This is a genomic window from Gammaproteobacteria bacterium (assembly GCA_024235095.1).
Taxonomy (GTDB): domain Bacteria; phylum Pseudomonadota; class Gammaproteobacteria; order Competibacterales; family Competibacteraceae; genus UBA2383.
Genome location: JACKNC010000001.1, coordinates 1,072,327 through 1,093,640 on the forward strand (window position 1 = coordinate 1,072,327; position 21,314 = coordinate 1,093,640).

21 protein-coding genes are annotated in these 21,314 nt (G+C 56.9%); 15 read left to right on the top strand and 6 right to left on the bottom strand.

The genetic code is table 11. The features are described from left to right. The first annotated feature begins 326 nt into the window (after positions 1 to 326). From H6973_04770 to recO, 13 genes are all read left to right on the top strand, one after another. Positions 327 to 1,754 (top strand): UbiA family prenyltransferase, encoded by a 1,428-nt coding sequence (locus tag H6973_04770; GenBank protein ID MCP5124951.1) that lies wholly within the window; start codon positions 327 to 329, stop codon positions 1,752 to 1,754. Continuing rightward, positions 1,751 to 3,193, top strand: a complete 1,443-nt coding sequence (locus tag H6973_04775) for an FAD-binding oxidoreductase (GenBank protein MCP5124952.1) — start codon at positions 1,751 to 1,753, stop codon at positions 3,191 to 3,193. The genes H6973_04770 and H6973_04775 overlap by 4 nt, the downstream gene beginning before the upstream one ends. 63 nt (positions 3,194 to 3,256) lie before the next feature. Continuing rightward, the gene (locus H6973_04780) at positions 3,257 to 3,997 is read left to right on the top strand and encodes an SDR family oxidoreductase (GenBank protein MCP5124953.1); all 741 of its coding nucleotides are present in this window, start codon (positions 3,257 to 3,259) and stop codon (positions 3,995 to 3,997) included. A gap of 342 nt (positions 3,998 to 4,339) precedes the next feature. After that, positions 4,340 to 4,915 (top strand): RNA polymerase sigma factor RpoE, encoded by a 576-nt coding sequence (gene rpoE, locus H6973_04785; GenBank protein MCP5124954.1) that lies wholly within the window; start codon positions 4,340 to 4,342, stop codon positions 4,913 to 4,915. Between the two features lie 15 nt (positions 4,916 to 4,930). Continuing rightward, positions 4,931 to 5,542, top strand: coding sequence for a hypothetical protein (locus tag H6973_04790; protein ID MCP5124955.1), 612 nt, complete (start codon positions 4,931 to 4,933; stop codon positions 5,540 to 5,542). Positions 5,543 to 5,566: 24 nt separating this feature from the next. Beyond that, positions 5,567 to 6,577 carry a MucB/RseB C-terminal domain-containing protein gene (locus tag H6973_04795; protein MCP5124956.1) on the top strand — a complete coding sequence of 337 codons (1,011 nt, stop codon included), beginning with the start codon at positions 5,567 to 5,569 and terminating at the stop codon, positions 6,575 to 6,577. Continuing rightward, on the top strand, positions 6,574 to 7,047 hold the full coding sequence (locus tag H6973_04800; GenBank protein MCP5124957.1) for a SoxR reducing system RseC family protein: 474 nt from the start codon (positions 6,574 to 6,576) through the stop codon (positions 7,045 to 7,047). The genes H6973_04795 and H6973_04800 overlap by 4 nt, the downstream gene beginning before the upstream one ends. Positions 7,048 to 7,169: 122 nt before the next feature. Then, a complete protein-coding gene (lepA, locus tag H6973_04805) occupies positions 7,170 to 8,975 on the top strand; it encodes an elongation factor 4 (GenBank protein ID MCP5124958.1) in 1,806 nt (601 codons plus the stop codon). 47 nt (positions 8,976 to 9,022) lie between these two features. Further along, on the top strand, positions 9,023 to 9,871 hold the full coding sequence (gene lepB / locus H6973_04810) for a signal peptidase I (protein MCP5124959.1): 849 nt from the start codon (positions 9,023 to 9,025) through the stop codon (positions 9,869 to 9,871). Positions 9,872 to 9,916: 45 nt separating this feature from the next. Continuing rightward, positions 9,917 to 10,303 (top strand): DUF4845 domain-containing protein, encoded by a 387-nt coding sequence (locus tag H6973_04815; protein MCP5124960.1) that lies wholly within the window; start codon positions 9,917 to 9,919, stop codon positions 10,301 to 10,303. A 10-nt stretch (positions 10,304 to 10,313) separates the two neighbouring features. After that, positions 10,314 to 10,979, top strand: coding sequence for a ribonuclease III (gene rnc / locus H6973_04820; protein MCP5124961.1), 666 nt, complete (start codon positions 10,314 to 10,316; stop codon positions 10,977 to 10,979). After that, a complete protein-coding gene (era, locus tag H6973_04825) occupies positions 10,979 to 11,926 on the top strand; it encodes a GTPase Era (protein ID MCP5124962.1) in 948 nt (315 codons plus the stop codon). The genes rnc and era overlap by 1 nt, the downstream gene beginning before the upstream one ends. A 7-nt stretch (positions 11,927 to 11,933) precedes the next feature. Further along, the gene (gene recO / locus H6973_04830; GenBank protein ID MCP5124963.1) at positions 11,934 to 12,641 is read left to right on the top strand and encodes a DNA repair protein RecO; all 708 of its coding nucleotides are present in this window, start codon (positions 11,934 to 11,936) and stop codon (positions 12,639 to 12,641) included. Between the two features lie 9 nt (positions 12,642 to 12,650). On the opposite strand, the gene H6973_04835 is transcribed toward recO, so the two are convergent. Then, the gene (locus H6973_04835) at positions 12,651 to 13,838 is read right to left on the bottom strand and encodes a Bcr/CflA family multidrug efflux MFS transporter (GenBank protein MCP5124964.1); all 1,188 of its coding nucleotides are present in this window, start codon (positions 13,836 to 13,838) and stop codon (positions 12,651 to 12,653) included. A gap of 438 nt (positions 13,839 to 14,276) precedes the next feature. Here H6973_04835 and H6973_04840 point away from each other — a divergent pair, with 438 nt between their 5' ends. Beyond that, positions 14,277 to 14,525, top strand: coding sequence for a hypothetical protein (locus tag H6973_04840; GenBank protein MCP5124965.1), 249 nt, complete (start codon positions 14,277 to 14,279; stop codon positions 14,523 to 14,525). Positions 14,526 to 14,625: 100 nt separating this feature from the next. On the opposite strand, the gene H6973_04845 is transcribed toward H6973_04840, so the two are convergent. The 5 genes from H6973_04845 to H6973_04865 form a co-directional block, all read right to left on the bottom strand. Continuing rightward, positions 14,626 to 15,240 (bottom strand): Sua5/YciO/YrdC/YwlC family protein, encoded by a 615-nt coding sequence (locus H6973_04845; GenBank protein MCP5124966.1) that lies wholly within the window; start codon positions 15,238 to 15,240, stop codon positions 14,626 to 14,628. Continuing rightward, a complete protein-coding gene (locus H6973_04850; GenBank protein ID MCP5124967.1) occupies positions 15,233 to 17,623 on the bottom strand; it encodes a DNA topoisomerase I in 2,391 nt (796 codons plus the stop codon). The genes H6973_04845 and H6973_04850 overlap by 8 nt, the downstream gene beginning before the upstream one ends. 133 nt (positions 17,624 to 17,756) lie before the next feature. Continuing rightward, a complete protein-coding gene (locus H6973_04855) occupies positions 17,757 to 18,227 on the bottom strand; it encodes a DUF494 domain-containing protein (GenBank protein ID MCP5124968.1) in 471 nt (156 codons plus the stop codon). A gap of 120 nt (positions 18,228 to 18,347) precedes the next feature. Beyond that, positions 18,348 to 19,478, bottom strand: a complete 1,131-nt coding sequence (gene dprA / locus H6973_04860) for a DNA-protecting protein DprA (protein MCP5124969.1) — start codon at positions 19,476 to 19,478, stop codon at positions 18,348 to 18,350. Positions 19,479 to 19,483: 5 nt separating this feature from the next. Next, complete coding sequence (locus tag H6973_04865; GenBank protein MCP5124970.1) at positions 19,484 to 20,638, bottom strand: LysM peptidoglycan-binding domain-containing protein; 1,155 nt, start codon at positions 20,636 to 20,638, stop codon at positions 19,484 to 19,486. Positions 20,639 to 20,800: 162 nt separating this feature from the next. Here H6973_04865 and H6973_04870 point away from each other — a divergent pair, with 162 nt between their 5' ends. Next, positions 20,801 to 21,313: a peptide deformylase gene (locus tag H6973_04870; GenBank protein ID MCP5124971.1), complete on the top strand. Its 513-nt coding sequence runs from the start codon at positions 20,801 to 20,803 to the stop codon at positions 21,311 to 21,313. The last annotated feature ends 1 nt before the right edge of the window (position 21,314 follow it).

The window sequence follows — 21,314 nt, forward strand, 5'->3', positions numbered from 1 at the left end:
TTCTAGCTCTGATCTCCAACAAAAACGCCAATGATCTCATCGGCTCTTTGATCGATGGTCAGAAAAACCCATTATTTATCATTCTCATTTCCGAAAAAAGACCAGAGTTCGTCACATTGGATCACGAGCTTGCCTTTAAGCTTTTTTTTGGCTCTTCGAGGTTATGTTTATGATTATAAATACTGCCGTTTTTAACGACATTTAATGAATGGCAACGTGGATAAATCATGGATTTTTATCGCTCATCTTACCATCACTAAAATCATCCTATAAGTCAGTCACCACTTTCTACAGGACTACCCAAAAATTATTAAGGAGCAAGTCTAATGAACACACCGATTCCCCTCTGCATCGACCTTGACGGCACGTTGCTCAATTCCGACCTACTGCTGGAATCGGCGTTGGTCCAACTCAAGCAAGCTCCGCTGTCCATTTTGCGCTGGCCGCGCTGGCTGGCGCAGGGCAAGGCGACCCTCAAGGCGCACATTGCCCAACGTGTGGAGATAGATATCGAGACCTTGCCCTACAATGCGGAATTGCTGACCTTTCTTCATGAGCAGAAAGCCGCAGGACGAATTTTGATCCTAGTCACCGCTTCCCATCGAAAATTCGCCGAACCGATTGCTGCGCACCTCGGACTCTTTGATGAGGTGCTGGCGACCGACGGCGAGCGTAATCTGGCCGGCGTGCATAAGGCCGAAATCCTGGTGGAACGCTACGGCCAACGCGGTTTTGATTATGCCGGCAACGCCCCCGTCGATCTCGCCATCTGGAAACAGGCTCGTCGCGCCTTGATGGTCAATGCCAGTCTGCCTTTAATCAAGCAAGCGCAAGCCGTTTGCGAAGTTGAACAGGTTTTCAATACCAGGGAAAAATCGTTATGGCGCTGGGTTAGGGCCTTACGGTTTTATCAATGGCTCAAAAACGGCTTGATCTTCGTGCCGCTGGCCGCCGGTCATGTCTGGGATCAGCCGGATAAACTGCTATTAGCGCTGTTGGCTTTTCTGAGCTTCGGGCTGTGCGCCTCCAGCGTTTACCTGCTCAACGATCTGTTCGACCTCAGCGCCGACCGTCGCCATTCCCACAAGCGCCAGCGTCCGTTCGCCGCCGGCAAGCTACCGATTGCTCAGGGCATCACCGCTATTCCGTTGCTCCTGGTGGCCGCCTTTGGCCTGAGCCTGCTGATTCATCCGTGGTTCACGACAGTACTGGCCATCTATTACGTCTTAACCCTCGCCTACTCGCTACGGCTCAAGCAGACGCTGATGCTGGATGCTATCGTGCTGGCCGGGCTGTACACCCTGCGGATCATCGCTGGCGCAGCGGCAGTGCAAATCATGCCCTCGTTCTGGTTGCTGGCGTTCTCCATGTTCCTCTTTCTGAGCCTGGCACTGGTCAAGCGCTATGCTGAATTGCTGACCTTGCGGGAACAAGGCGAGTTAAGCGCGCGGGGGCGAGGTTATCATGTCGATGATCTGGGCATCCTGCAAAGCCTGGGCGGCGCAGCCGGTTATCTGGCGGTGCTGGTACTGGCGCTGTATGTCAATACTGAAACCAGTCATGCGCTTTACGGCCAACCCATGATGATCTGGCTGCTCTGCCCGGCGCTGTTATACTGGATCAGCCGGGTCTGGCTGGTCACGCATCGCGGCGAGATGCGCGACGATCCTATTCTCTTCGCCGTTACCGATACGCATAGCCGCTATGTGCTGCTGGCCTGCGTACTGATCTTTCTGGGCGCGCTGCCAAAATGAGTCCTGCTGTATTAAACCTGAATTACGCACCCGGTAGTTGGGGTCGCTTTCCGCCTTCCCAGCCGCGTCAAGTCGTCCCCTGCCGCGACCGGCAATTCCTGGTTCTACCCGAGAAGCCGCCTTCCTGCCTACCCTTCGGCAATGGCCGTAGTTACGGCGATGTCTGCCTGAACAATGACGGCGCGTTGCTGCTGACGCGCGGGCTGGATCGCTTCATCGCCTTCGATCCAGCAACCGGCGTATTGCGGGCTGAAGCCGGGGTCTTGTTGTCCGAGATTCTGGCGCTCGTCGTCCCCCAGGGCTGGTTCCTGCCGGTAACTCCCGGCACCCAGTTTGTGACCCTGGGCGGCGCTATCGCCAACGACGTACACGGTAAAAACCATCATGTCGCCGGCAGTTTCGGCTGCCAGGTGCGCGCTTTTGAATTGTGGCGCTCCGATGGCAGTCGGCGACTCTGTACGCCGGAAGTAACCATTCCTTTGGCAAAGGAGGGTGAGGGGAGATTTTGGCCCCATCGCCCGCGCGAAATCCCCCCCAACCCCCCTTTTTCAAAGGAGGGAGGTGAATGCTTACCATCGGAACAGAATCCCGACTGGTTTCAGGCCACCGTGGGCGGATTGGGACTGACCGGCCTGATCACCTGGGTGGAAATCCGGTTGCAGCGCATCGCCAATCCGTGGATCGTCGCTGAAAATCGCCGCTTCGCTAACCTGGACGAGTTCCTAGCCATCGATGCCGAATACGAGGCGCGCTATCCCTACATTGTGTCCTGGATCGACTGCGCCGCTACCGGTAAAATTCTGGGTCGAGGGATTTACCTGGCGGGAATACATGCGCCGCCCGGTCTGCGGAAATCCCCACCGCTGGAGCGCCGCGCTTTGACCATCCCATTCATGCCGCCCTTCTCGCTGGTAAACCGTCTCAGCGTGGGCGATTTTAACCGGTTCTATTACCATCTGCCCCGTCCGGCGCGTGGACTCACGCCCTATCAACCGTTCTTTTATCCGCTGGATAATCTGTTGCACTGGAACCGGCTGTATGGACCGCGCGGCTTGTTCCAATACCAGTGCGTTATTCCCCCTGCAAACGCCCGCGACGCGCTGCGGGAAATCCTGGCTCGCATCGCCGCCAGCAGGCAGGGATCAATGCTGGCCGTACTGAAACGCTTTGGCGAAAGGACGTCGGGCGGATTACTGTCCTTCCCCCGGCCCGGCGTGACCCTGGCGCTGGACTTTCCCAATCAGGGATCACGCACCCTGGACTTGCTGGGGCGACTCGACGAGGTGACCCGGCAGGCTGACGGGGCGGTTTATCCGGCCAAGGACGCCCGGATGAGCGGGGACAGTTTTCGCCAGTATTTCCCCCAGTGGCGAAAATTCAGCGAATATGTGGATCCAAGATTTTCATCCAGCTTCTGGCGAAGAGTCATGGACAGATGAACGACGCCCTCGCTTCCGGCCTCTATCTCAGGAGGCGAGAGAAACATCCTGCAAGGTAACAACATGCGCAACATTCTGATTATCGGCGCCACTTCAGCCATTGCTGAAGCGACCGCCCGGCGATGGGCGGCGACCGGCGCGCGCTTCTATCTGGTCGGACGCAATATAGAACGGTTGGCAACCATCGCCTGCGATCTGGAAATCCGTTCTAGCCAGCCGGTCGTTCAGGAAAGCCTGGACCTGGACCGGATCGACCAGCATTCCGCGCTGTTGGAGCGGGTCCATCAAGCGCTCGGCAATCTTGATATAGCGCTGATCGCTCATGGCATACTGCCTGATCAATCGGTTTGCCAACAGTCGGCGCCGGCGGCGCTGGCCGCAATTCACACTAACGCGCTTAGCGTGATCAGTCTGGCGACGCTGCTGGCCAACGATTTTGAAGCACAGGGACGTGGGACTTTGATCGCCATCGGTTCCGTTGCCGGCGACCGGGGCCGGCAAAGCAACTATGTCTATGGCGCCGCAAAGGGTATGGTCACTTTGTTCCTGCAAGGACTGCGCAATCGGTTAAGCCGCAAGGGCGTCCAAGTGATCACCGTCAAACCGGGATTCGTCGACACTCCGATGACCGCTGCTTTCGAGAAAAAGGGATTGCTGTGGGCGCAGCCCGATCAAATCGCCCAGGGCATCGTCGCCGCCGTCGACCAGGGCCGGAATGAAGTCTACTTGCCCTGGTTCTGGCGCTGGATCATGCTGATCATCATTCATATCCCGGAAAGCATATTCAAGCGATTGAAACTCTAACGACGATTTCCAGCCACGTCCTGCCTACCGCCAATAATCAAGTCAATGGCAATATGCTGGTTTGAGCCAACCGCGGCGCCAGACCGAGACCGGCGCCGCTGCAGCTAATAACGCGAACCTGAAGGTCAACAAGCGAAGTCATGACTTGTGAGCCACTCCAAGAATAAGGTATCGTTTCAAGGCGCTGGGTTTACTATTAGACACGCGGTAGTGTCATACTTTACTCATATCACGCCACAACTATAACCATATCCCGGCGAGTCTGCGAACTTACGTAATGGCCATCGGTCTACCGTGACGGTCGCATGGAGATTGCCATTGAGTCGAAAGGGGTCTGCCCGGATGGGCGAAGGGCATCTGGATCGAGAACTGGTCCAAAGGGTACAGAAAGGCGACAAAAGCGCGTTCGATCTGCTGGTGCGCAAGTACCAGTACAAGATTATCAAGTTGATCTCCCGCTATGTGCATGATCCGAGCGAAGCTTTGGATGTATCCCAGGAAGCCTTCCTCAAGGCGTATCGCGCCTTGCCCGGCTTTCGTGGAGACAGCGCGTTCTATACATGGCTCTATCGAATTGCTATCAATACGGCCAAAAACTATCTGGTCGCGCAAGGTCGGCGTCCGCCGGGTTCCGATATCGACGCCCAGGAGGCTGAACAATATGAAGGCCAGTCCTTGCTCAAAGAGTACGAGACTCCCGAAAGACTCCTGCTCAAGGATGAAATCGAGGCGACCGTGTTCAGAGCAATTGAAGACTTGCCGGAAGATTTGCGCACCGCAATCACGCTCCGGGAGCTTGAAGGCATGAGTTACGAAGAAATCGCCCAAACTATGGGGTGTCCAATCGGTACGGTGCGTTCCCGGATTTTCCGGGCCCGGGAATCGATTGACGCCAAACTGCGTCCACTACTGAGCTAGTTTCGGGATAGAGTCATGGCTGATAAAACGGCTGAAGAAATCTTAGCGCCAACCATCCCCCCCGTTGATATCGTCGCCAGTCAGCTTTCAGCAATGGTTGATGATGAGTTGGCAAATGCGGAGATCCCCCTGGCATTGCGCCGGTTAAGTCGGGATGATGATTGGCAGGGGCGATGGGAGCGCTATCATTTAATCAGCGATGCCTTGCAGAGCCATATCCCCGCGGCGCTGGATACCCGTTTCAGCGATCGCATCCACCAGGTTGTAGCGAATGAACCTTTGTCGCGCGTCACTACCCGACCACTACCGTCCTGGTACAAACCGGTGACCGGTTTCGCGCTCGCCGCTTCGGTGGTTCTGGTGGCCCTGTTCGGACTGAAATTAAACCAGAGCGACGCCACCTTCGCGCCCACGGCCTCACTGGCCGCTGATATTTCCTCTTCTCCCACTATGATCTCTCCGCCGCTCCAGACCGTATCGCTGACCCCGTCGGCTGGCGACGCCAACGAACCGGTTGAAGCCCGGTTGAACAGCTATCTGGTAAACCATAATAGCTATGCCTCCAGGAACAGCGTGAATGGCATGCTGCCCTATGTGCGCATGGTCGGCTATCAAGCTTCCCGCTGACGCTCCTCGCGAATGAAGCGAAAATTGTTGACTTGCGCCGCGTTGGCGCTTGCCGCCGGTTCTCTGTCTCCCATCGGGTGGACCGACTCTTCCCCACGGGCGCTCAAAGAAGCGCGACAATGGTTGGAGCGAATGATTGAAGCCACGCAAACACTGAATTACGAAGGCACTTTCATCTACATTCAGGGTCCCCATGTGGAATCCATGCGGATTATTCACGGCAGTGGTCCTAACGGTGAGCGGCAACGATTGTTTTCTCTGAACGGTCCGCCCCGTGAAGTTGTGGTGGCGAATAATCATGTCGTTTGCCTGTTGCCACGCCAACAGGCCACTTTCCCAGGCAGTGATTATCAGCGCTCTCCGTTCCCTCTATCGATTCCTCGCGAACTGGGGCGGCTGGAAAGTCACTATGCTTTCGAGATGCTCGGTGAGGATCGCATCGCCGGTCTGGACACACAGGTGATCGCCATCAAACCTCGGGATGCCTGGCGGTTTGGCTATCGATTATGGCTGGATGAAGGTAATGGCCTGTTACTGCGTTCGGCGCTGTTGAGCGAGCAGGGTCAGCCGATGGAGCAGCTGATGTTCACCGACTTACAGGTCAAGCCGCATATCGATGAATCCGCCTTTCAATCCCCTGCCGCGCCGCCAGAGGCCGCATTGATTTCAGGGGAGCCAGGCAATCCAGAACCATCGTCTCCAGCCGGCGAACCGGTCGCAGAGTCCGCCTGGCGGGTTGGCCCATTGCCCGAGGGGTTTGCCAAGGTGTTGCACAACCGCTTCACGGAAGCGTCCGGGGGACATCCGACCGAACATCTGGTGTTCGCTGATGGTCTCGCTACGATCTCGGTGTTTCTGGAAAAGCTGGATCATCAACCTCCCCTGTTACAAGGGCAATCGCGGCTCGGCTCGATGAATGCTTTCGGTACGGTGATCGCAGGGCACCAAGTGCTCGTGGTGGGCGAAGTGCCCGCCGCCACTGTGCAACGCATTGCGACTTCGATTGAATATACTCCGGAGGCGGCCAAACCATGATTGAGGAGCGCGCCAGGGTGGCGGAGGCTGGCAATGGCTACGCCTGGGTGGAAATTGAGCGGCGGTCGGCCTGTGGCAGTTGCCAGGCGAGCAGCGGCTGTGGCACAGCGACGCTGTCGAAGGTGTGGAGCGGTCGCCAGGTGCGAACGCGAGCGATTTCCGATTTGCCGCTGTGTCCGGGCGACGAAGTCATCGTCGGACTGGCGGAGGGCGTCCTGTTGCGCGGGGCGCTATTGGCTTACCTCTTGCCCCTAGCATTGATGTTGGCCGGGGCGCTGCTGGGCGAAGCCGCGTTCGCTAGCGCCGGCGAGGAACCGGTTATTCTGCTAGGCGCATTAGGGCTAGGACTGGGTTTTCTGGCGGTGCGCATTGCAGCACGGCGCTGGCGGGACGATGTCCGGTTTCAGCCTGTTGTGTTGCGGCGAGCGGAGGCCGCGCCTGTGCCCATCAATGTGCTTTCCATGTCCTGATGTCGCTATAATTTCATTTCCCTTTGTACTTGCTGCGATGGCCAATCCAAAACAACAAGGATTGAAACTGGATCACATTCACAATTTCTCGATCATCGCACACATTTCCAAGAGAACAAGGATTGAAACTGGATCACATTCGCAACTTCTCAATCATCGCCCATATCGACCATGGCAAATCCACGCTGGCTGACCGATTCATTCAGATGTGCGGTGGTTTGAGCCAGCGGGAAATGGCTGATCAAGTGCTCGATTCGATGGAACTGGAGCGCGAGCGCGGCATTACGATCAAAGCGCAGAGCGTCTCGTTACGCTATCCAGCCCGCGATGGCTATACCTACCAACTCAATATCATCGACACGCCGGGGCATGTGGACTTTTCCTATGAGGTCTCCCGTTCACTAGCGGCTTGCGAAGGCGCGCTGCTGGTAGTAGACGCTGCCCAGGGCGTCGAAGCGCAAAGCGTTGCCAATTGCTATACCGCTATTGAACAGGGACTGGAAGTACTGCCCGTGCTCAACAAGATCGACCTGCCCTCGGCGGATCCGGGACGGGTGGCGCACGAAATCGGTGACATCATTGGCCTGGACGCCAGCCACGCCCTACAGGTCAGCGCCAAATCCGGTCTGGGCGTCGAAGATTTACTGGAGGCGATTGTCGCCCACATTCCAGCGCCCAGGGGCCAAGCGGACGGATCGCTCAAGGCGCTGATCATCGACTCCTGGTTCGATAACTTCGTCGGCGTGATTTCGCTGGTGCGCGTGGTGAATGGGCGCATCGTTCCTAAACAGAAGATTCAGGTCATGTCTACCGGCCGGACCTTTCAGGTGGAAGGGGTCGGTATCTTCACCCCCAAGCGCACCGATCAGCCCGTATTAAATGCGGGCGAGGTAGGCTATGTGATCGCCGGGATCAAAGACATCGACGGAGCGCCGGTCGGAGATACGCTCACCGGCGCTGATCAGCCGGCGAGCGAACCATTACCCGGTTTCCAGAAAGTGCAGCCCCGAGTCTTCGCCGGGTTGTTTCCCGTTGATTCGGATGATTTTGGCAATCTACGCGAGGCGTTACAGAAACTGCGGTTGAACGACGCCTCGCTATTTTTCGAGCCGGAAACTTCACAGGCCATGGGCTTTGGATTTCGTTGCGGCTTTCTGGGTCTGCTGCACATGGAAATCGTCCAGGAGCGTTTGGAGCGCGAGTACAACCTCGATCTGGTCACAACTGCGCCGACGGTGATTTATGAAGCACTGACTACCAAAGATGAAATCCTGAAGATCGATAATCCCGCCAAATTGCCGCCGACCAATGAAATCGCCGAGGTGCGTGAACCGATTATCGTGGCTCATATCCTGACGCCGCAAGATTATCTGGGCGCTATCATCACCCTGTGTATCGAGAAGCGTGGCGTCCAGCGTGCTTTGCATTACGCGGGGGGTCAAGTGCAATTGAGCTTCGAGTTGCCCATGAGTGAAGTGGTGATGGATTTCTTCGATCGGTTGAAGTCAGTAAGCCGGGGGTTCGCGTCCTTTGAATACAGCTTTGAACGCTTCCAGGCCGCGCCGCTGGTCAAGCTGGATGTGTTGATCAACGGCGAAAAAGTAGACGCGCTGTCGGCAATTGTTCACCGCGATCAGGCGCAACGTCAGGGCCATGCGCTGGCGGTTAGACTCAAGAAATTGATCCCGCAACAAATGTTTGAAGTAGCGATTCAGGCGGCTATCGGCAATCAGATTATTGCTCGCACGACGGTTAAAGCATTGCGTAAAAACGTCCTAGCCAAATGCTACGGCGGCGACGTAACGCGCAAGCGCAAGTTGCTCGAAAAACAGAAGGCGGGTAAAAAGCGCATGAAGCAGGTGGGCAAAGTGGAAATCCCGCAAGATGCTTTTCTGGCGGTATTGCAGGTGGACAGGAATAATTCCTGATCCCAACCGCTGATCACTCTTACTTAATCGACTGGATCGTTATACGCATGAATATCGATTTTGCCGCCGTTCTGGTGGTTTTGACCGTGGCGACCGGAGCCATCTGGTTGCTGGATATCCTGATGCTGGCGCCGCGTCGCGCCCGTAGCGCATTCACGCCGGGCAAGACGGGTGAAGCTCGTGCAGTTGCCGCCAGATTACCGTGGTACGTCGATCTTTCAAAGTCGTTTTTTCCGGTGATCCTGGCGGTGCTCGTGCTACGCTCATTTATTGTCGAGCCGTTCCGCATTCCTTCGGAGTCCATGTTGCCGACCCTGCTCAATGGTGATTTCATCCTGGTCAACAAGTTCGCTTATGGGTTGCGATTACCGGTGCTCAACACCAAACTGTTTGGCAATGGCCACCCAGAGCGTGGCAATGTGGTGGTGTTTCGCTACCCGCGTGAACCGGCTGTGGCCTATATCAAACGGGTTGTTGGATTGCCTGGCGACCGGGTGGAATATCGGAACAAGCAGCTGTTCATCAACGGTCAATCCGCGCCGCTGACTTCGCTGCCCGATAATCCGGCTGAACCGGGTTATCAGCAATTTGATGAGCAATTGGGCGCGGCCAACCATTACATTCAGGTTTTGGCTGATGGGCGCTGGAATCTGATGGGCTTGTGGCCGGGCCTGCAACCACGCCGGGAACCGGATGGGACTGTCGCCTGGGAATATCAAGTGCCGGAAGGACACTACTTTGTCATGGGCGACAACCGCGACAACAGCAGCGACAGTCGGATCTGGGGGCCGCTGCCCGAGGAAAATCTGATCGGCAAGGCTTTTTTCATCTGGATGAATCTGGATTGCATTACGTTTAACGGCCACTGTAGCCGAATCGGCAATCGCATCGAGTAGGTGAAACCACAAATAAGGGGAGAGATAAGCATGATACAGAGTACAGTGGGCAAGCGTCAAAATGATCAACAACGCGGCATGACGGTGATTGGCATGCTGTTATTGTTGATTGTTATCGGATTTGTCGCGCTCATCGCGATGAAGGTCATACCGATGTATATTGAATTGTATACGATTAAATCGACCATCGAGAGCATTCGCAAAGAGCCGCAGCTTGCGCAAATGAGTATGCAGGACATTCAGAACGCGATTCAGAGACGCTTCGATATTGGTTATGTGGAGAGAATCACGGCCCGTGATCTCAAGATCAAGAATGATCCCAGCGGGCGGGGCCGGGTGCTGGAACTGGTTTATGATGACGAGCGGGAGCTGTTTTATGGTTTATTTGTGTTACTCAAGGTGAATGAAACCATTCCGCTGACCCCTAATTGAATGTGAATTCGTGAATCCACCGCTTGCTCGACTGTGCACTGCATTAGGTTATCGCTTCCAAACGCCGGAGTGGCTGGAAGAGGCGTTAACCCATCGCAGCGCCTCGGCCCGTAATAACGAACGGCTGGAATTCCTGGGCGACGCCTTGTTGAACCTGATCATCGCGGAATATCTGTTCCAACACTATCCCAAAGCCAGCGAGGGCGAGTTGAGTCGATTACGAGCCAGTCTGGTCAAGGGGGAAACCCTGGCGGATTTGGCGCGCGGTTTAAAACTGGGCGACTGGTTGCGATTGGGTCAGGGCGAACTCAAGAGCGGCGGCTATCGACGTGAGTCGATTTTATCAGACGCGCTGGAGGCGATTATCGGTGCAGTTTATCTGGACAGTAATTTTAGCGCCTGCCGGGACTGGGTGTTGCATCTCTACCGAGACTGGCTGATGCGATTATCCAGCGCCAGTGATTTGAAAGATCCGAAGACCCGTTTGCAGGAGTATCTGCAAGCGGACCAGCGTCCTTTACCGATTTACAACGTGCTGGAAATCCGTGGCGAACCACATGCGCAGAGTTTTACTGTGGAATGCGAGGTTGCCCAGTTGCGGACGATAGCCGTGGGCAATAGTCGCCGCAAAGCCGAACAGGAATCAGCCCGTCTGATGTTGGAGCAACTGGCTTGATGGCGCCTTCATCATCGTCCTTTTCCCGCCCAACTGCTGGGGAAAGTGAACTGCGCGCCGGCTACGTCGCTTTGCTGGGTCGTCCTAATGTGGGTAAATCCACGCTTCTGAACCGACTCATCGGCCAGAAAATTAGTATTACTGCACCTAAGCCGCAAACCACTCGGCATGTCATTCTGGGTATTCAGACCTTGCCGGATGCGCAGATCATTTACGTGGACACGCCGGGCTTACACCGCCAAGGTCAGCGAGCGATGAATCGTTACCTGAACCGGGCGGCGGCTAGCGTACTGGGTTATGTCGATGTCGTAGTGTTCCTGATTGAAGCCTTGCGTTGGATTGAGGAGGATCAGGACGTGCTGCAACGCCTGACCGAGTTCGGCAAACCAGTGGTGTTGGCGGTCAACAAGGTCGATCGGCTTACCGATAAACGGCGGTTGTTACCGTTCCTGCAAGAGATGGCTGCTAAGCGTCTGTTTACTGAGGTTGTGCCATTGGCTGCGATCAACGGTGACAACGTGGCTGCGCTGGAACAAGTCATTGCCCGGTTATTGCCGATCGGAGAGCGTATCTTTCCTGAAGACCAGATCACCACGATCAGCGAACGCTTCATGGCCGCTGAATTGATTCGCGAAAAATTGACCCGGCTTTTGCGTGAAGAATTGCCCTACGCCCTGACCGTAGAGATTGAGCAGTTCGTCGAGGAAGGTCGACTCGTGCGCATCCATGCGGTTATCTGGGTTGAGCGCAACAGCCAGAAAGGCATTGTCATCGGCGAGAAAGGCGTCACGTTGCGTGAGGTCGGTCGCCAGGCCCGCGAGGATCTGGAGCGGTTACTGGATCGCAAAGTGTTTTTAGAAACCTGGGTCAAGGTCCGCGAAGGCTGGTCGGATGATGAACGCGCCCTGCGCAGTCTGGGTTACGGCGATCCAGACAGTCAGTTTTAAGTGGTTAATGCGCGCCCTGTTGCAATCGGCCTTCGTTCTGCATCGCCGCCCGTATCGGGACAGTAGCCTGTTGCTGGAGGTATTGACTCGTGAACACGGACGGTTGGGATTGGTGGCGCGTGGCGCAGGATCGTCCCGATCGCGTCTGAAAGGGTTATTGCAAGCGTTTACTCCCTTGCTGCTCTCCTGGACCGGCGACGGCGATTTGGTCACGCTGAGCGGCGGTGAGGAAATCGGGCTACCCATCCCCTTGTTGCACAATCGGGCGCTGGCTGGACTGTATGTTAACGAGTTACTGGTGCGCTTATTGCCACGCTGCGATCCGCAGCCTGGATTATTTGCCGCCTATGAGGTTCTACTAACAGACTTGGCGGCGGCAGATGATGCAGAACCGCCTTTGCGGCGTTTTGAGAAGCGGTTGCTGGAAGAATTGGGTTACGGCTTGAGTCTGGATCGCGAGGCGGACAGCGGAGCGCCGATCGTAGCTGAGACGCACTATCGCTATGTTCTCGATCGAGGACCGCTGACGGTTAATGCAACGCAAACCGGCGTGCCGATTTCCGGTCGTGGCTTGCTGGCTCTGCGGGACGGGATGTTCAATGACCCAGACGTACTTAAAGAGGTCAAACGCCTGACCCGCGCTGCGCTGGCGGAGCAATTACAGGGCCGGGCGCTTAAGACGAGGGAACTGTACCGGGTCAAGCGGGAAGCGTAGCCAGCGTCCTCACATCATGCCCTTTCCGACCCAAGCGCGATGCGCGATGTAGGCCAGCAACCCGCAACTCGCAATGACCGCGGCCATCGGCAGCGCCGAGCCGCCGCCCGCCAGGCCAACCGCCATACTGGCAAGAGTCGCTACGCCAAATTGCAACGCACCGATCAGGGCCGAGGCGCTGCCTGCGCGTTGCCCCTGCTGCGCCAGCGCATTAGCCATAGCATTAGGCGCAGTAAAGCCGAGACTGACGCTATAGCAAAATAGCGGAGCCAGCAGCCCCGGTAAGCCGCCCCAGTCACTGGCGGCGATCAACAGCATGGCCAGTCCAAGCAGTACAGTTGCGCGGTTTGCGCGGCGCAGAAGCGTATCGGTGGAATAGCGCAGCAACAGACGACGGTTGACCTGGGAACTGGCGATCAACCCCAGCGCATTGAGGCCGAACAGCCAGCCGAAATTCTGCGCCGATACGCCATACACCTCGATGAACACATGCGGCGAACCGGTGATGTAAGCGAACATTCCGGCATGGGCGAACCCACCGCTCAAAACATAGCCAATGAACCGGCGGTCGATCAGCAAATCGCCATACACCCGCAGCGCAGCGCCGATCCCCGTACTGGCGATCGTATCTGCCGGTCGGGTTTCCGGCAGCACACGCCAGACGGCGAACAGGCAGCCCAGCCCGAAGAGCGCCAGCACCGCGAAGATCGCTCGCCAGCCTGCGAACCAGAGAATCCAGCCGCCAATAAACGGTGCGAGAATCGGCGCCAATCCCATGATCAGCATGAGCAGGGAAAACACCCGCGCGGCAGTCAGCGGGTCGCAGCAATCGCGCACTATTGCCCGAGCAATAACAATCCCGGCGCAGCCCCCGATGGCCTGGATGAAACGCAAGGCAATCAGCATGACCATATCGGTTGTCAGTGCGCAACCGACCGAGGCGATCACATACAGCGTCAGACCAAGATAGAGCGGCGGTTTGCGGCCATAACGGTCCGCCAGCGGTCCGTGAATTGCTTGCCCGAGCGCCAGACCAATGAAGAAGCTCGACAGGGTGAACTGGGCAGCAGAAGTCGCAACGCTAAAATCAGCAGCGATGGCCGGCAGACCCGGCAGATACATGTCGATCGACATCGGCGCGAAGGCGATGAGGCCGCCGAGAATCAACAGCCAGGAAAGGGGTAGGGTAGCGCTCAATGGGCGTTGCCTAATAATTACCTAATCACATAGAATCTAATAGAATCTACCCATCAAATTTGGAAACCGGCGCCATATCGTCCGGTAGTCTTCTCATGTCATTGTCTCGCTCAATGATAAAACGACATCCTGACTCGCCAAGTGATCAGACCAATCTCTTGGCGTTCTTGGCGGTTCAAATGTATGGATATCGCTACGCAAGACTATAGTAGGCAGTTACCTTTGAAAAATAACAATTAGAAGCTATTTTATTCCAAAAAATTCAGTCAATAAATTTAATACTGCGCACGGCGTCAACGGCGCCAGGTACAACACAAAAAGTCTTCAGCTATATCGAGGATGCGGCCGGGCGGAACGGTGTTGACCAATTTATGGTTTATCCTCCCGAATCCGGCAGCCTTTTGGAATCGAGCTTTTCATTTACCCTGGAATGAGTCCATGCAACGCAGCAACCTTCTAGCTTTTCTGGTTTCACTGGGGATAACTGGTCTGCTAATCTGGGGACTGGTTTATTTCATCAACACTTGGTGGGATCATTTACCCAAGGTCGTTGCGCTTACCATCTGTATCCTGCTGGCGGTGATGGTGATCGGTTACCCCATCTATGCCCTGGCGCGCTGGTCGGATCGTCATCTGGCCCGAGTCAAGGAGCAGCAGCAAAAGCAGAATCGCCAGAACGACCTGTGATGCGCGCACTCATCAGTGTTGACCGCCAATGTTCAATATCCTGCGTGATTGGCGGCGGCGACGCTGGTTGCAAAACGCTCGTCTCTCCGAGGGGACCGATTCAGGCTCCCCGTACCAATCGATGACTGCGCAAGTCCCTAATTTCCGTCGGTTTATCCGCGCCTCCGGTCAGACCGGGCAGCAGCGCGTCAATGCTCAGCCCCAATTGTCGGCGCACCGCCAATACGTTGCGCGCCGGAGGACGGCCACTGAAGTTCGCGCTGGTGGAGACCAGCGCATGGCCACAGGCCCGACAGAGCGCCGCCGCCAATGGATGGGCCGTGACCCGCACCGCCAGCGTGTCATGACGACCCCGCAGCCAGTACGGCGTATCGGCCCGGGTTGGAACCAGCCAGGTGTAGGGACCCGGCCAGGTCGCAGCCAACCGTGTTTGCTCATCAAATGAGAGTGGTTGCAGGAAAGGCGCAAGTTGCGTGAAATCGGCGGCAATCAGGATCAATCCCTTGCGCAGCGTCCGCCGCTTGAGCGCCAGCAAGCGACGAACCACCCGCTCATTCCGTGGGTCACAACCCAACCCATAAACGGCCTCGGTGGGATAGGCGACGATGCCGCCCGCCTGAACCACGCGGGCAACGGCGCGCAGACACAGGCGTGGGCTCCCCCCACCCCAACCCTCCCCCACGCGGGGAGAGGGCGTTTTGGCATCGCTAACCATTACTGGACCGCTTCTTTTTCGCGGGCGCGGCAGTTCGTCGGCGGTTCGTGGCGCGCTTCTTTTTCTCCGGCGCTTCCCGGAGCAACACCTCACATTCCTCCAAACTCAAACTCTCCGGCTCCCGCTCCTTGGGTGCCCGGACGTTTTTGTTACCGTCGGTGATGTAGGGGCCGAAACGCCCCTTGAGAATTTCGATGGGTGAATCCGGAAAGGTCCGTAATCGGCGATTAGCCTTCGCTTCCTCATGTGCAGCGATCAATTCCAGCGCCTGTTCCCGGCTGATGGTGTAAGGATCGCCATTCTTGATCGAGACATAGTTCTTGCCGTAACGCACATAAGGCCCGAAACGGCCAATATTCGCCTGCACCGGTTCGCCGTCCACCGTTGTCCCCAGGTCGCGCGGCAATTGAAACAGCGCCAGGGCTTCTTCAAGCGTGATCGTATCCAGCCGCTGATCAGGTCGCAGGCTGGCGAAACGCGGCTTATCGGCATCTTCCTTGACGCCGATCTGCGCGAACGAGCCAAACCGGCCCATGCGCACCGACACTAGTTTACCGGTCTTGGGATCTGTCCCCAGTTCCCGACTTTGAATCACATCCTGCCGCGAGACATTTTCCGCCTTTTCCGTCACACGTTGCTTGAAAGGATCCCAGAAACCGCGCATCAGCGGCAGCCAGTCTTCCTCGCCGCGCGACACGGCGTCCAGTTCATCTTCCAGGCGAGCGGTGAATTCATAATCCACATATTGATCGAAATGCCGGGTCAGAAACCGGTTGACAATCCGGCCAATGTCAGTGGGCTTGAAACGGCGGTTATCCAGTATCGCGTATTCGCGCGCCAGCAGGGTCGAAATAATCGCAGCATACGTCGAAGGTCGACCGATGCCATGCTCCTCCAGCGTCTTCACCAGACTGGCCTCGGAATAGCGCGGCGGCGGTTCGGTAAAATGCTGTTCGGAACGCAACGCCCGCAAGTCCAGCCACTCACCCTTTTTCAAAGGCGGCAATGCCCGACTCTCCTCCTCATCGCTCTGATCGTCTACGCCTTCCTGATAAACCGCCATGAAGCCGGGATCAGCAATCGTCGAACCGGTCGCGCGAAATAGGTTGCCAGACCCACATTCCAGATCAGCCGATACGGTATCCAGGGTCGCTGGAATCATCTGACAGGCCACGGTGCGTTTCCAGATTAATTCATACAGCGCGTGCTGGTCCGCATTCAGATGCGCGCGGACGGCCTCCGGGGTAAGATTGACGGCGGTGGGACGAATCGCCTCATGCGCTTCCTGAGCATTCTTGGCCTTGGTTTTGAAAATCCGGGGATTGGACGGCAGATTGTGCGCGCCATAGCGCTGGGCAATCAGCGCCCGAATGTCATTGAGCGCATCCTGAGCCAGGTTGACCGAATCGGTGCGCATGTAAGTGATCAGGCCTACCGCGCCGCTACCGGTATCAATACCTTCGTACAACTGTTGTGCGACCCGCATGGTGCGCTGGGTAGAAAACCCTAATTTGCGCGAGGCTTCCTGTTGTAAGGTCGAAGTAGTAAAGGGCGCCGCGGGATTGCGCTTACGCTGTTTACGCTCAACCCTGGCAACAAGCAGGCGGCCGATCACCCCCTCACTGGCGATTGCTCCAGAATCGCTCAGCTGCGCACTCGCAGCATCCAGCAAGCTCCGTTCCATGCGATGCGCCTGCTCGCCATCGGTCACGCTAAATTGCGTCAGCTTCTCGCCGACATACTCCAGCAGCCGGGCCGTGACCGGCTGACGCGCCTTAGCAGCGTCGGCTTCCAATGTCCAATACTCGCGCGCCTGGAACCGCTCGATTTCTTCCTCACGCTCGACAATCATCCGCAAGGCTGGCGATTGCACCCGGCCCGCCGACAGACCCGGACGGATTTTCTTCCACAGCAAGGGCGACAGATTAAAACCGACTAAATAGTCCAGCGCTCGCCGCGCTTGTTGCGCATTGACCAGATCCAGCGACAGACTACGTGGATGGGCAACCGCGTCCAGAATCGCCCGTTGCGTGACTTCGTGGAATACCACGCGCCGAACCGGTTTATTACTTAACACATCGCGTTGCCGGAGAATTTCACACAGGTGCCAGGAAATGGCTTCGCCTTCGCGATCTGGGTCAGTGGCCAGATAGAGCGCCTCCGCCTTGGCCGCCGCCTTGGCGATGGTTTCAACATGGCGTTCGTTCTTATCAATGATCTGATACTTCATGGCGAAGTCGTGATCGGGATCGACCGCGCCTTCCTTAGGCACCAGATCGCGCACATGACCATAGGAAGCGAGAACCTCAAAGTCCTTGCCCAGATATTTCTTAATGGTCTTCGCCTTGGCCGGCGATTCCACGATGACCAAATTTTTACTCATAACCTTACTGGGGGCTAACGGAAACAGAAATAACGCCGGGAGCGCGTCCGGCCATAAAAAAGCGGCGCCCTCGGCTTAAAATCCGCTACATGGCGGACTCTAGCGAAGCGGCGAAGAATGCTTTACTGAATGATTAATGGAGGTAGCCAGGAACCTCGTCAAAGATCAATTCTTCCATCCAGGCATAGGCTTCTTCCTGGCCAGGCTGATTGAGCAACACCATCAGGATGATCCATTTCAGCTGATGCAGGTCGATGTCGTCGGTCTCCAGCGCCATGACCCGGTCAATGACGAGTTCGCGGGTTTCCGAATCGAGAATGCCGCGCTGCTCCAGAGACAGCAGGAACCCGCGGCAATCCACATCTAGTCGGGTCTGTTCTGCCTGAATGTAAATACGGCATGAACGGGAGTTCACCGGCAGTGGGATGGACGGATGATCGACCAGACTGTCCAGCCAGTTGAACGCCTGGCGTACTTCCCGCGAGGGAAAACCGGCTGCCAACAACTCGGTTTGGATGGATTCGCGATCAGGATCGGTGTCAATATCCTGGTCTATGTCGCTCTGGAATAGATACATCAACACATCCAGCATGTTTTCTTTCATTCAGAAGCTCGCCTTGAAAGTACAAAAGACCCAACCATCAGGCGGGGCGCGAGACGCGAGTCCAATTTGGCCAGCGCGCGAAAACCACCACTACGCCATCACGTAGGCGGCGACCAGCATTCAGCATTTCAGACGACAGTAAAAACCACCGGGAACCGCCGCAATGAATCCTTCCAACTCCAGAATTAAGAGCATGGAGGAAACCACTTCTGCCGTCAATCCACAACGTTCCACTAACAGATCGATTCCACACGACTCATCGCCCATAGCCGCCAGCAATTGCCGATACTCTTCATCCAGTGCATCCATCGCCGGCTTGGCGGTCTCCAGCCCGGTTTCAGTTGTTGATTCAATCGCGCTGGCTGTGGCCAGGGAACCCAGTTCCTCCAGAATATCGGTTGCGGTTTCCACCAGTTTGGCGCCTTCGCGGATCAGGGCGTGGCAACCTTTGGCCAGTGGGTTATGAATCGAACCGGGAATGGCAAAGACTTCCCGGCTCTGTTCCAGCGCCAGGCGGGCGGTAATCAGTGAGCCACTGCGCGCGGCGGCTTCGACCACCAGTACGCCTAGCGCCAGTCCGCTGATCAGGCGATTGCGCTGGGGAAAATTACCCGCCGCCGCTGGCGTGCCAGTGGGCAACTCGGAAACCAGCGCGCCACATTCGGCAATCGCGTAGGCCAAATCGCGATTTTTGGCGGGGTATACCCGGTCGAGACTGGTGCCCATGACGGCAATCGTGCGACCTTCGTGGCTGGCTAACGCCCCCTGGTGAGCGGACGTATCAATGCCTAGCGCCAATCCACTGGTAATCGTCATACCGGCCCCGGCCAAATGCTCGGCGAAACGGTGGGCGGTTTCCCGACCCAGCGGCGTCGGATTGCGGGTGCCGACTATGGCCAACTGCAGCGTCCGCAAGCAAAGCGGATCGCCATGGACAAACAGCAGGGGCGGAGGGTAGGGAATCTGGCGCAACAGGGGCGGATAGCGAGGATCGGCCAGCGCCAGCAGATAATTGCCGTGCTGCTCCAGCCAGCTGAGATCGGCTTCAACCGACCGCCAGTCTGGCGCGCTTAGATAGTCGAGCGCGGCGCTGGGCAGGTCCAGTCGCCCCCATTCGGCGCGACCCGCAGCAAACACCTCCGCCGCCGAACCAAAGTAGTCTAGCAATCGGGCAAACCGCGCCGGTCCGATGCCCGGCGCGCGCAACAATGCGAGCAACCAGGCCGGATCGTCCGTTGGGGGCGGAAAGATATCGTTCAGGGCGTCGTCACCTGGTCCTGCAGACGGATGGCGCGTTCCGCCTGCATCACCAGCGCATAACTCACCAGATCATGCACTTTGTATACCATGATCAGACCAGAACGTTCGCCCGGCAAGCGCACAGTTCCACCGGAAACCGGGTCATCGACGGTGCGCTCTTTGCTGTAGATCGCCAGCACATGGCCAGGTTCGAGACCTTCCTGAGCGCCCAGATTGATAATCACACTACTATACTGGGTGATCTGAGTCACATCGGTATCCAGCTTGGCGAGAATGAACCCATAGGTATCCGGCGGCACGGGGTGTGGTTCGAAGCTGTAAAGCTGGGCTTCAGTCTCCAGTGGGAACAGGCGATCGCCCGCGCGGACCGGCGCGACCGTGTTGGCCAGCACCAGGGTTGCTGGATCAGCATCCTTCTCCAGAGCCGCCTGACCGAGATAAATACCTGCGGTGCCGAGATAACGACCGGAATTCGGTTCGCGCAACGGCTCGCTAGGGCGGAACACCTGATAACGCGGCTGGTCAAAAATAGCGCCCCGAGCATAAACCCGGTCGCGGTCGGCATAGACGATTTGCTCATCGTCATCAGCCACAATGTACGGCGAACCTTGCCATTGCGCGTCGCTCAGGATCAGAGCGCGAGTCAGGAAGGATTCAACCGCGTCGCGCGGCACCGGTGGAATCGGCTGAGTCAATTCCTCGACCCGGATTTGTGGAGACAGCTTGATCAGCGGTACGTCCTCGCGTTCGGCAACTTCCAGTTGCGGTTTTCCGCTGGCATCGTAGCTGAAACGCAACACGTCGCCGGGATAAATCCGGTTGGGATTGCGAATCTGTGGATTCTGTCGCCAGATTTCGCGCCATTGCCAGGGATTTTGCAGAAACCGGCCAGCAATGCTCCACAAGGTGTCGCCCGGGACCACCGTGTAGGTTTGGGGGTGGTCGGGGCGTAGCGCAACCGGCCCGGGAGCGGCCGGCGGTTGGCCTGGAGTCGATCCGGCCAGCAACGGGGGTTCGCCAGGGGTTGAAGCGCCCGAACCGGGTTCGGGCGCATCGGATTCAGAGGGATTCTGGGCGCATGCCCCGAACAAAACCGCTGCCGTCAATGACAGAGCAGTTCCGAGGCGCCTTGAGGAACGCGTGATGTTCATGGTCCTTGCTCATCCTTCGGAGGTACGGGCGGGAGTGTAGCGGATCACTCCCCTCGCGCAAAGTATAGCCCCGATGCATGAGTTTCTCGTATGATTTCGCATCGAATGGCAAAATCGCAAGACTTAAATTTAAGCACCTAACCAGGCTTTCACGGAGGAGTCATGGCGCAACTCAATATACTGCATTATCCCGACCCCCGCTTGCGCAAGCCTGCGCTGCCGGTGGAAACCGTTGATGACAGCGTGCGCACCCTGGTCGCCAACATGCTGGAGACCATGTATGCAGCACCGGGCATCGGCTTGGCCGCAACCCAGGTCAATATCCGAAAACGGGTGGTGGTCATGGACATATCCGAAAATAAAGACCAGCCGCGCGTATTCATCAATCCCACCCTTCTGGAACGCGAAGGCGAAGGCGAAATGGAAGAAGGGTGTCTCTCGGTGCCCGGTTTCTACGAAACGGTTCGTCGCGCCGAGCGGATTCGGGTCAGCGCGCTTGACGCCGATGGCGAACCCTTTGAGCTGGAAGCGCACGGTTTGTTGGCGGTATGCATTCAGCACGAGATTGATCATTTGGATGGCAAACTTTTTGTGGACTATCTGTCAGCGCTGAAACGCGACCGCATTCGCAAGAAGCTGGAAAAGCAGGCTCGCCACGAAGCGCGCGCTGCCTAAG

Coding starts and splice junctions, on each gene's coding strand:
- H6973_04770 (MCP5124951.1), top strand. CDS start 327: ATGAACACACCGATTCCCCTCTGCATCGACCTTGACGGCACGTTGCTC.
- H6973_04775 (MCP5124952.1), top strand. CDS start 1,751: ATGAGTCCTGCTGTATTAAACCTGAATTACGCACCCGGTAGTTGGGGT.
- H6973_04780 (MCP5124953.1), top strand. CDS start 3,257: ATGCGCAACATTCTGATTATCGGCGCCACTTCAGCCATTGCTGAAGCG.
- rpoE (MCP5124954.1), top strand. CDS start 4,340: ATGGGCGAAGGGCATCTGGATCGAGAACTGGTCCAAAGGGTACAGAAA.
- H6973_04790 (MCP5124955.1), top strand. CDS start 4,931: ATGGCTGATAAAACGGCTGAAGAAATCTTAGCGCCAACCATCCCCCCC.
- H6973_04800 (MCP5124957.1), top strand. CDS start 6,574: ATGATTGAGGAGCGCGCCAGGGTGGCGGAGGCTGGCAATGGCTACGCC.
- lepB (MCP5124959.1), top strand. CDS start 9,023: ATGAATATCGATTTTGCCGCCGTTCTGGTGGTTTTGACCGTGGCGACC.
- era (MCP5124962.1), top strand. CDS start 10,979: ATGGCGCCTTCATCATCGTCCTTTTCCCGCCCAACTGCTGGGGAAAGT.
- recO (MCP5124963.1), top strand. CDS start 11,934: ATGCGCGCCCTGTTGCAATCGGCCTTCGTTCTGCATCGCCGCCCGTAT.
- H6973_04840 (MCP5124965.1), top strand. CDS start 14,277: ATGCAACGCAGCAACCTTCTAGCTTTTCTGGTTTCACTGGGGATAACT.
- H6973_04845 (MCP5124966.1), bottom strand. CDS start 15,240: ATGGTTAGCGATGCCAAAACGCCCTCTCCCCGCGTGGGGGAGGGTTGG.
- H6973_04850 (MCP5124967.1), bottom strand. CDS start 17,623: ATGAGTAAAAATTTGGTCATCGTGGAATCGCCGGCCAAGGCGAAGACC.
- H6973_04855 (MCP5124968.1), bottom strand. CDS start 18,227: ATGAAAGAAAACATGCTGGATGTGTTGATGTATCTATTCCAGAGCGAC.
- H6973_04865 (MCP5124970.1), bottom strand. CDS start 20,638: ATGAACATCACGCGTTCCTCAAGGCGCCTCGGAACTGCTCTGTCATTG.
- H6973_04870 (MCP5124971.1), top strand. CDS start 20,801: ATGGCGCAACTCAATATACTGCATTATCCCGACCCCCGCTTGCGCAAG.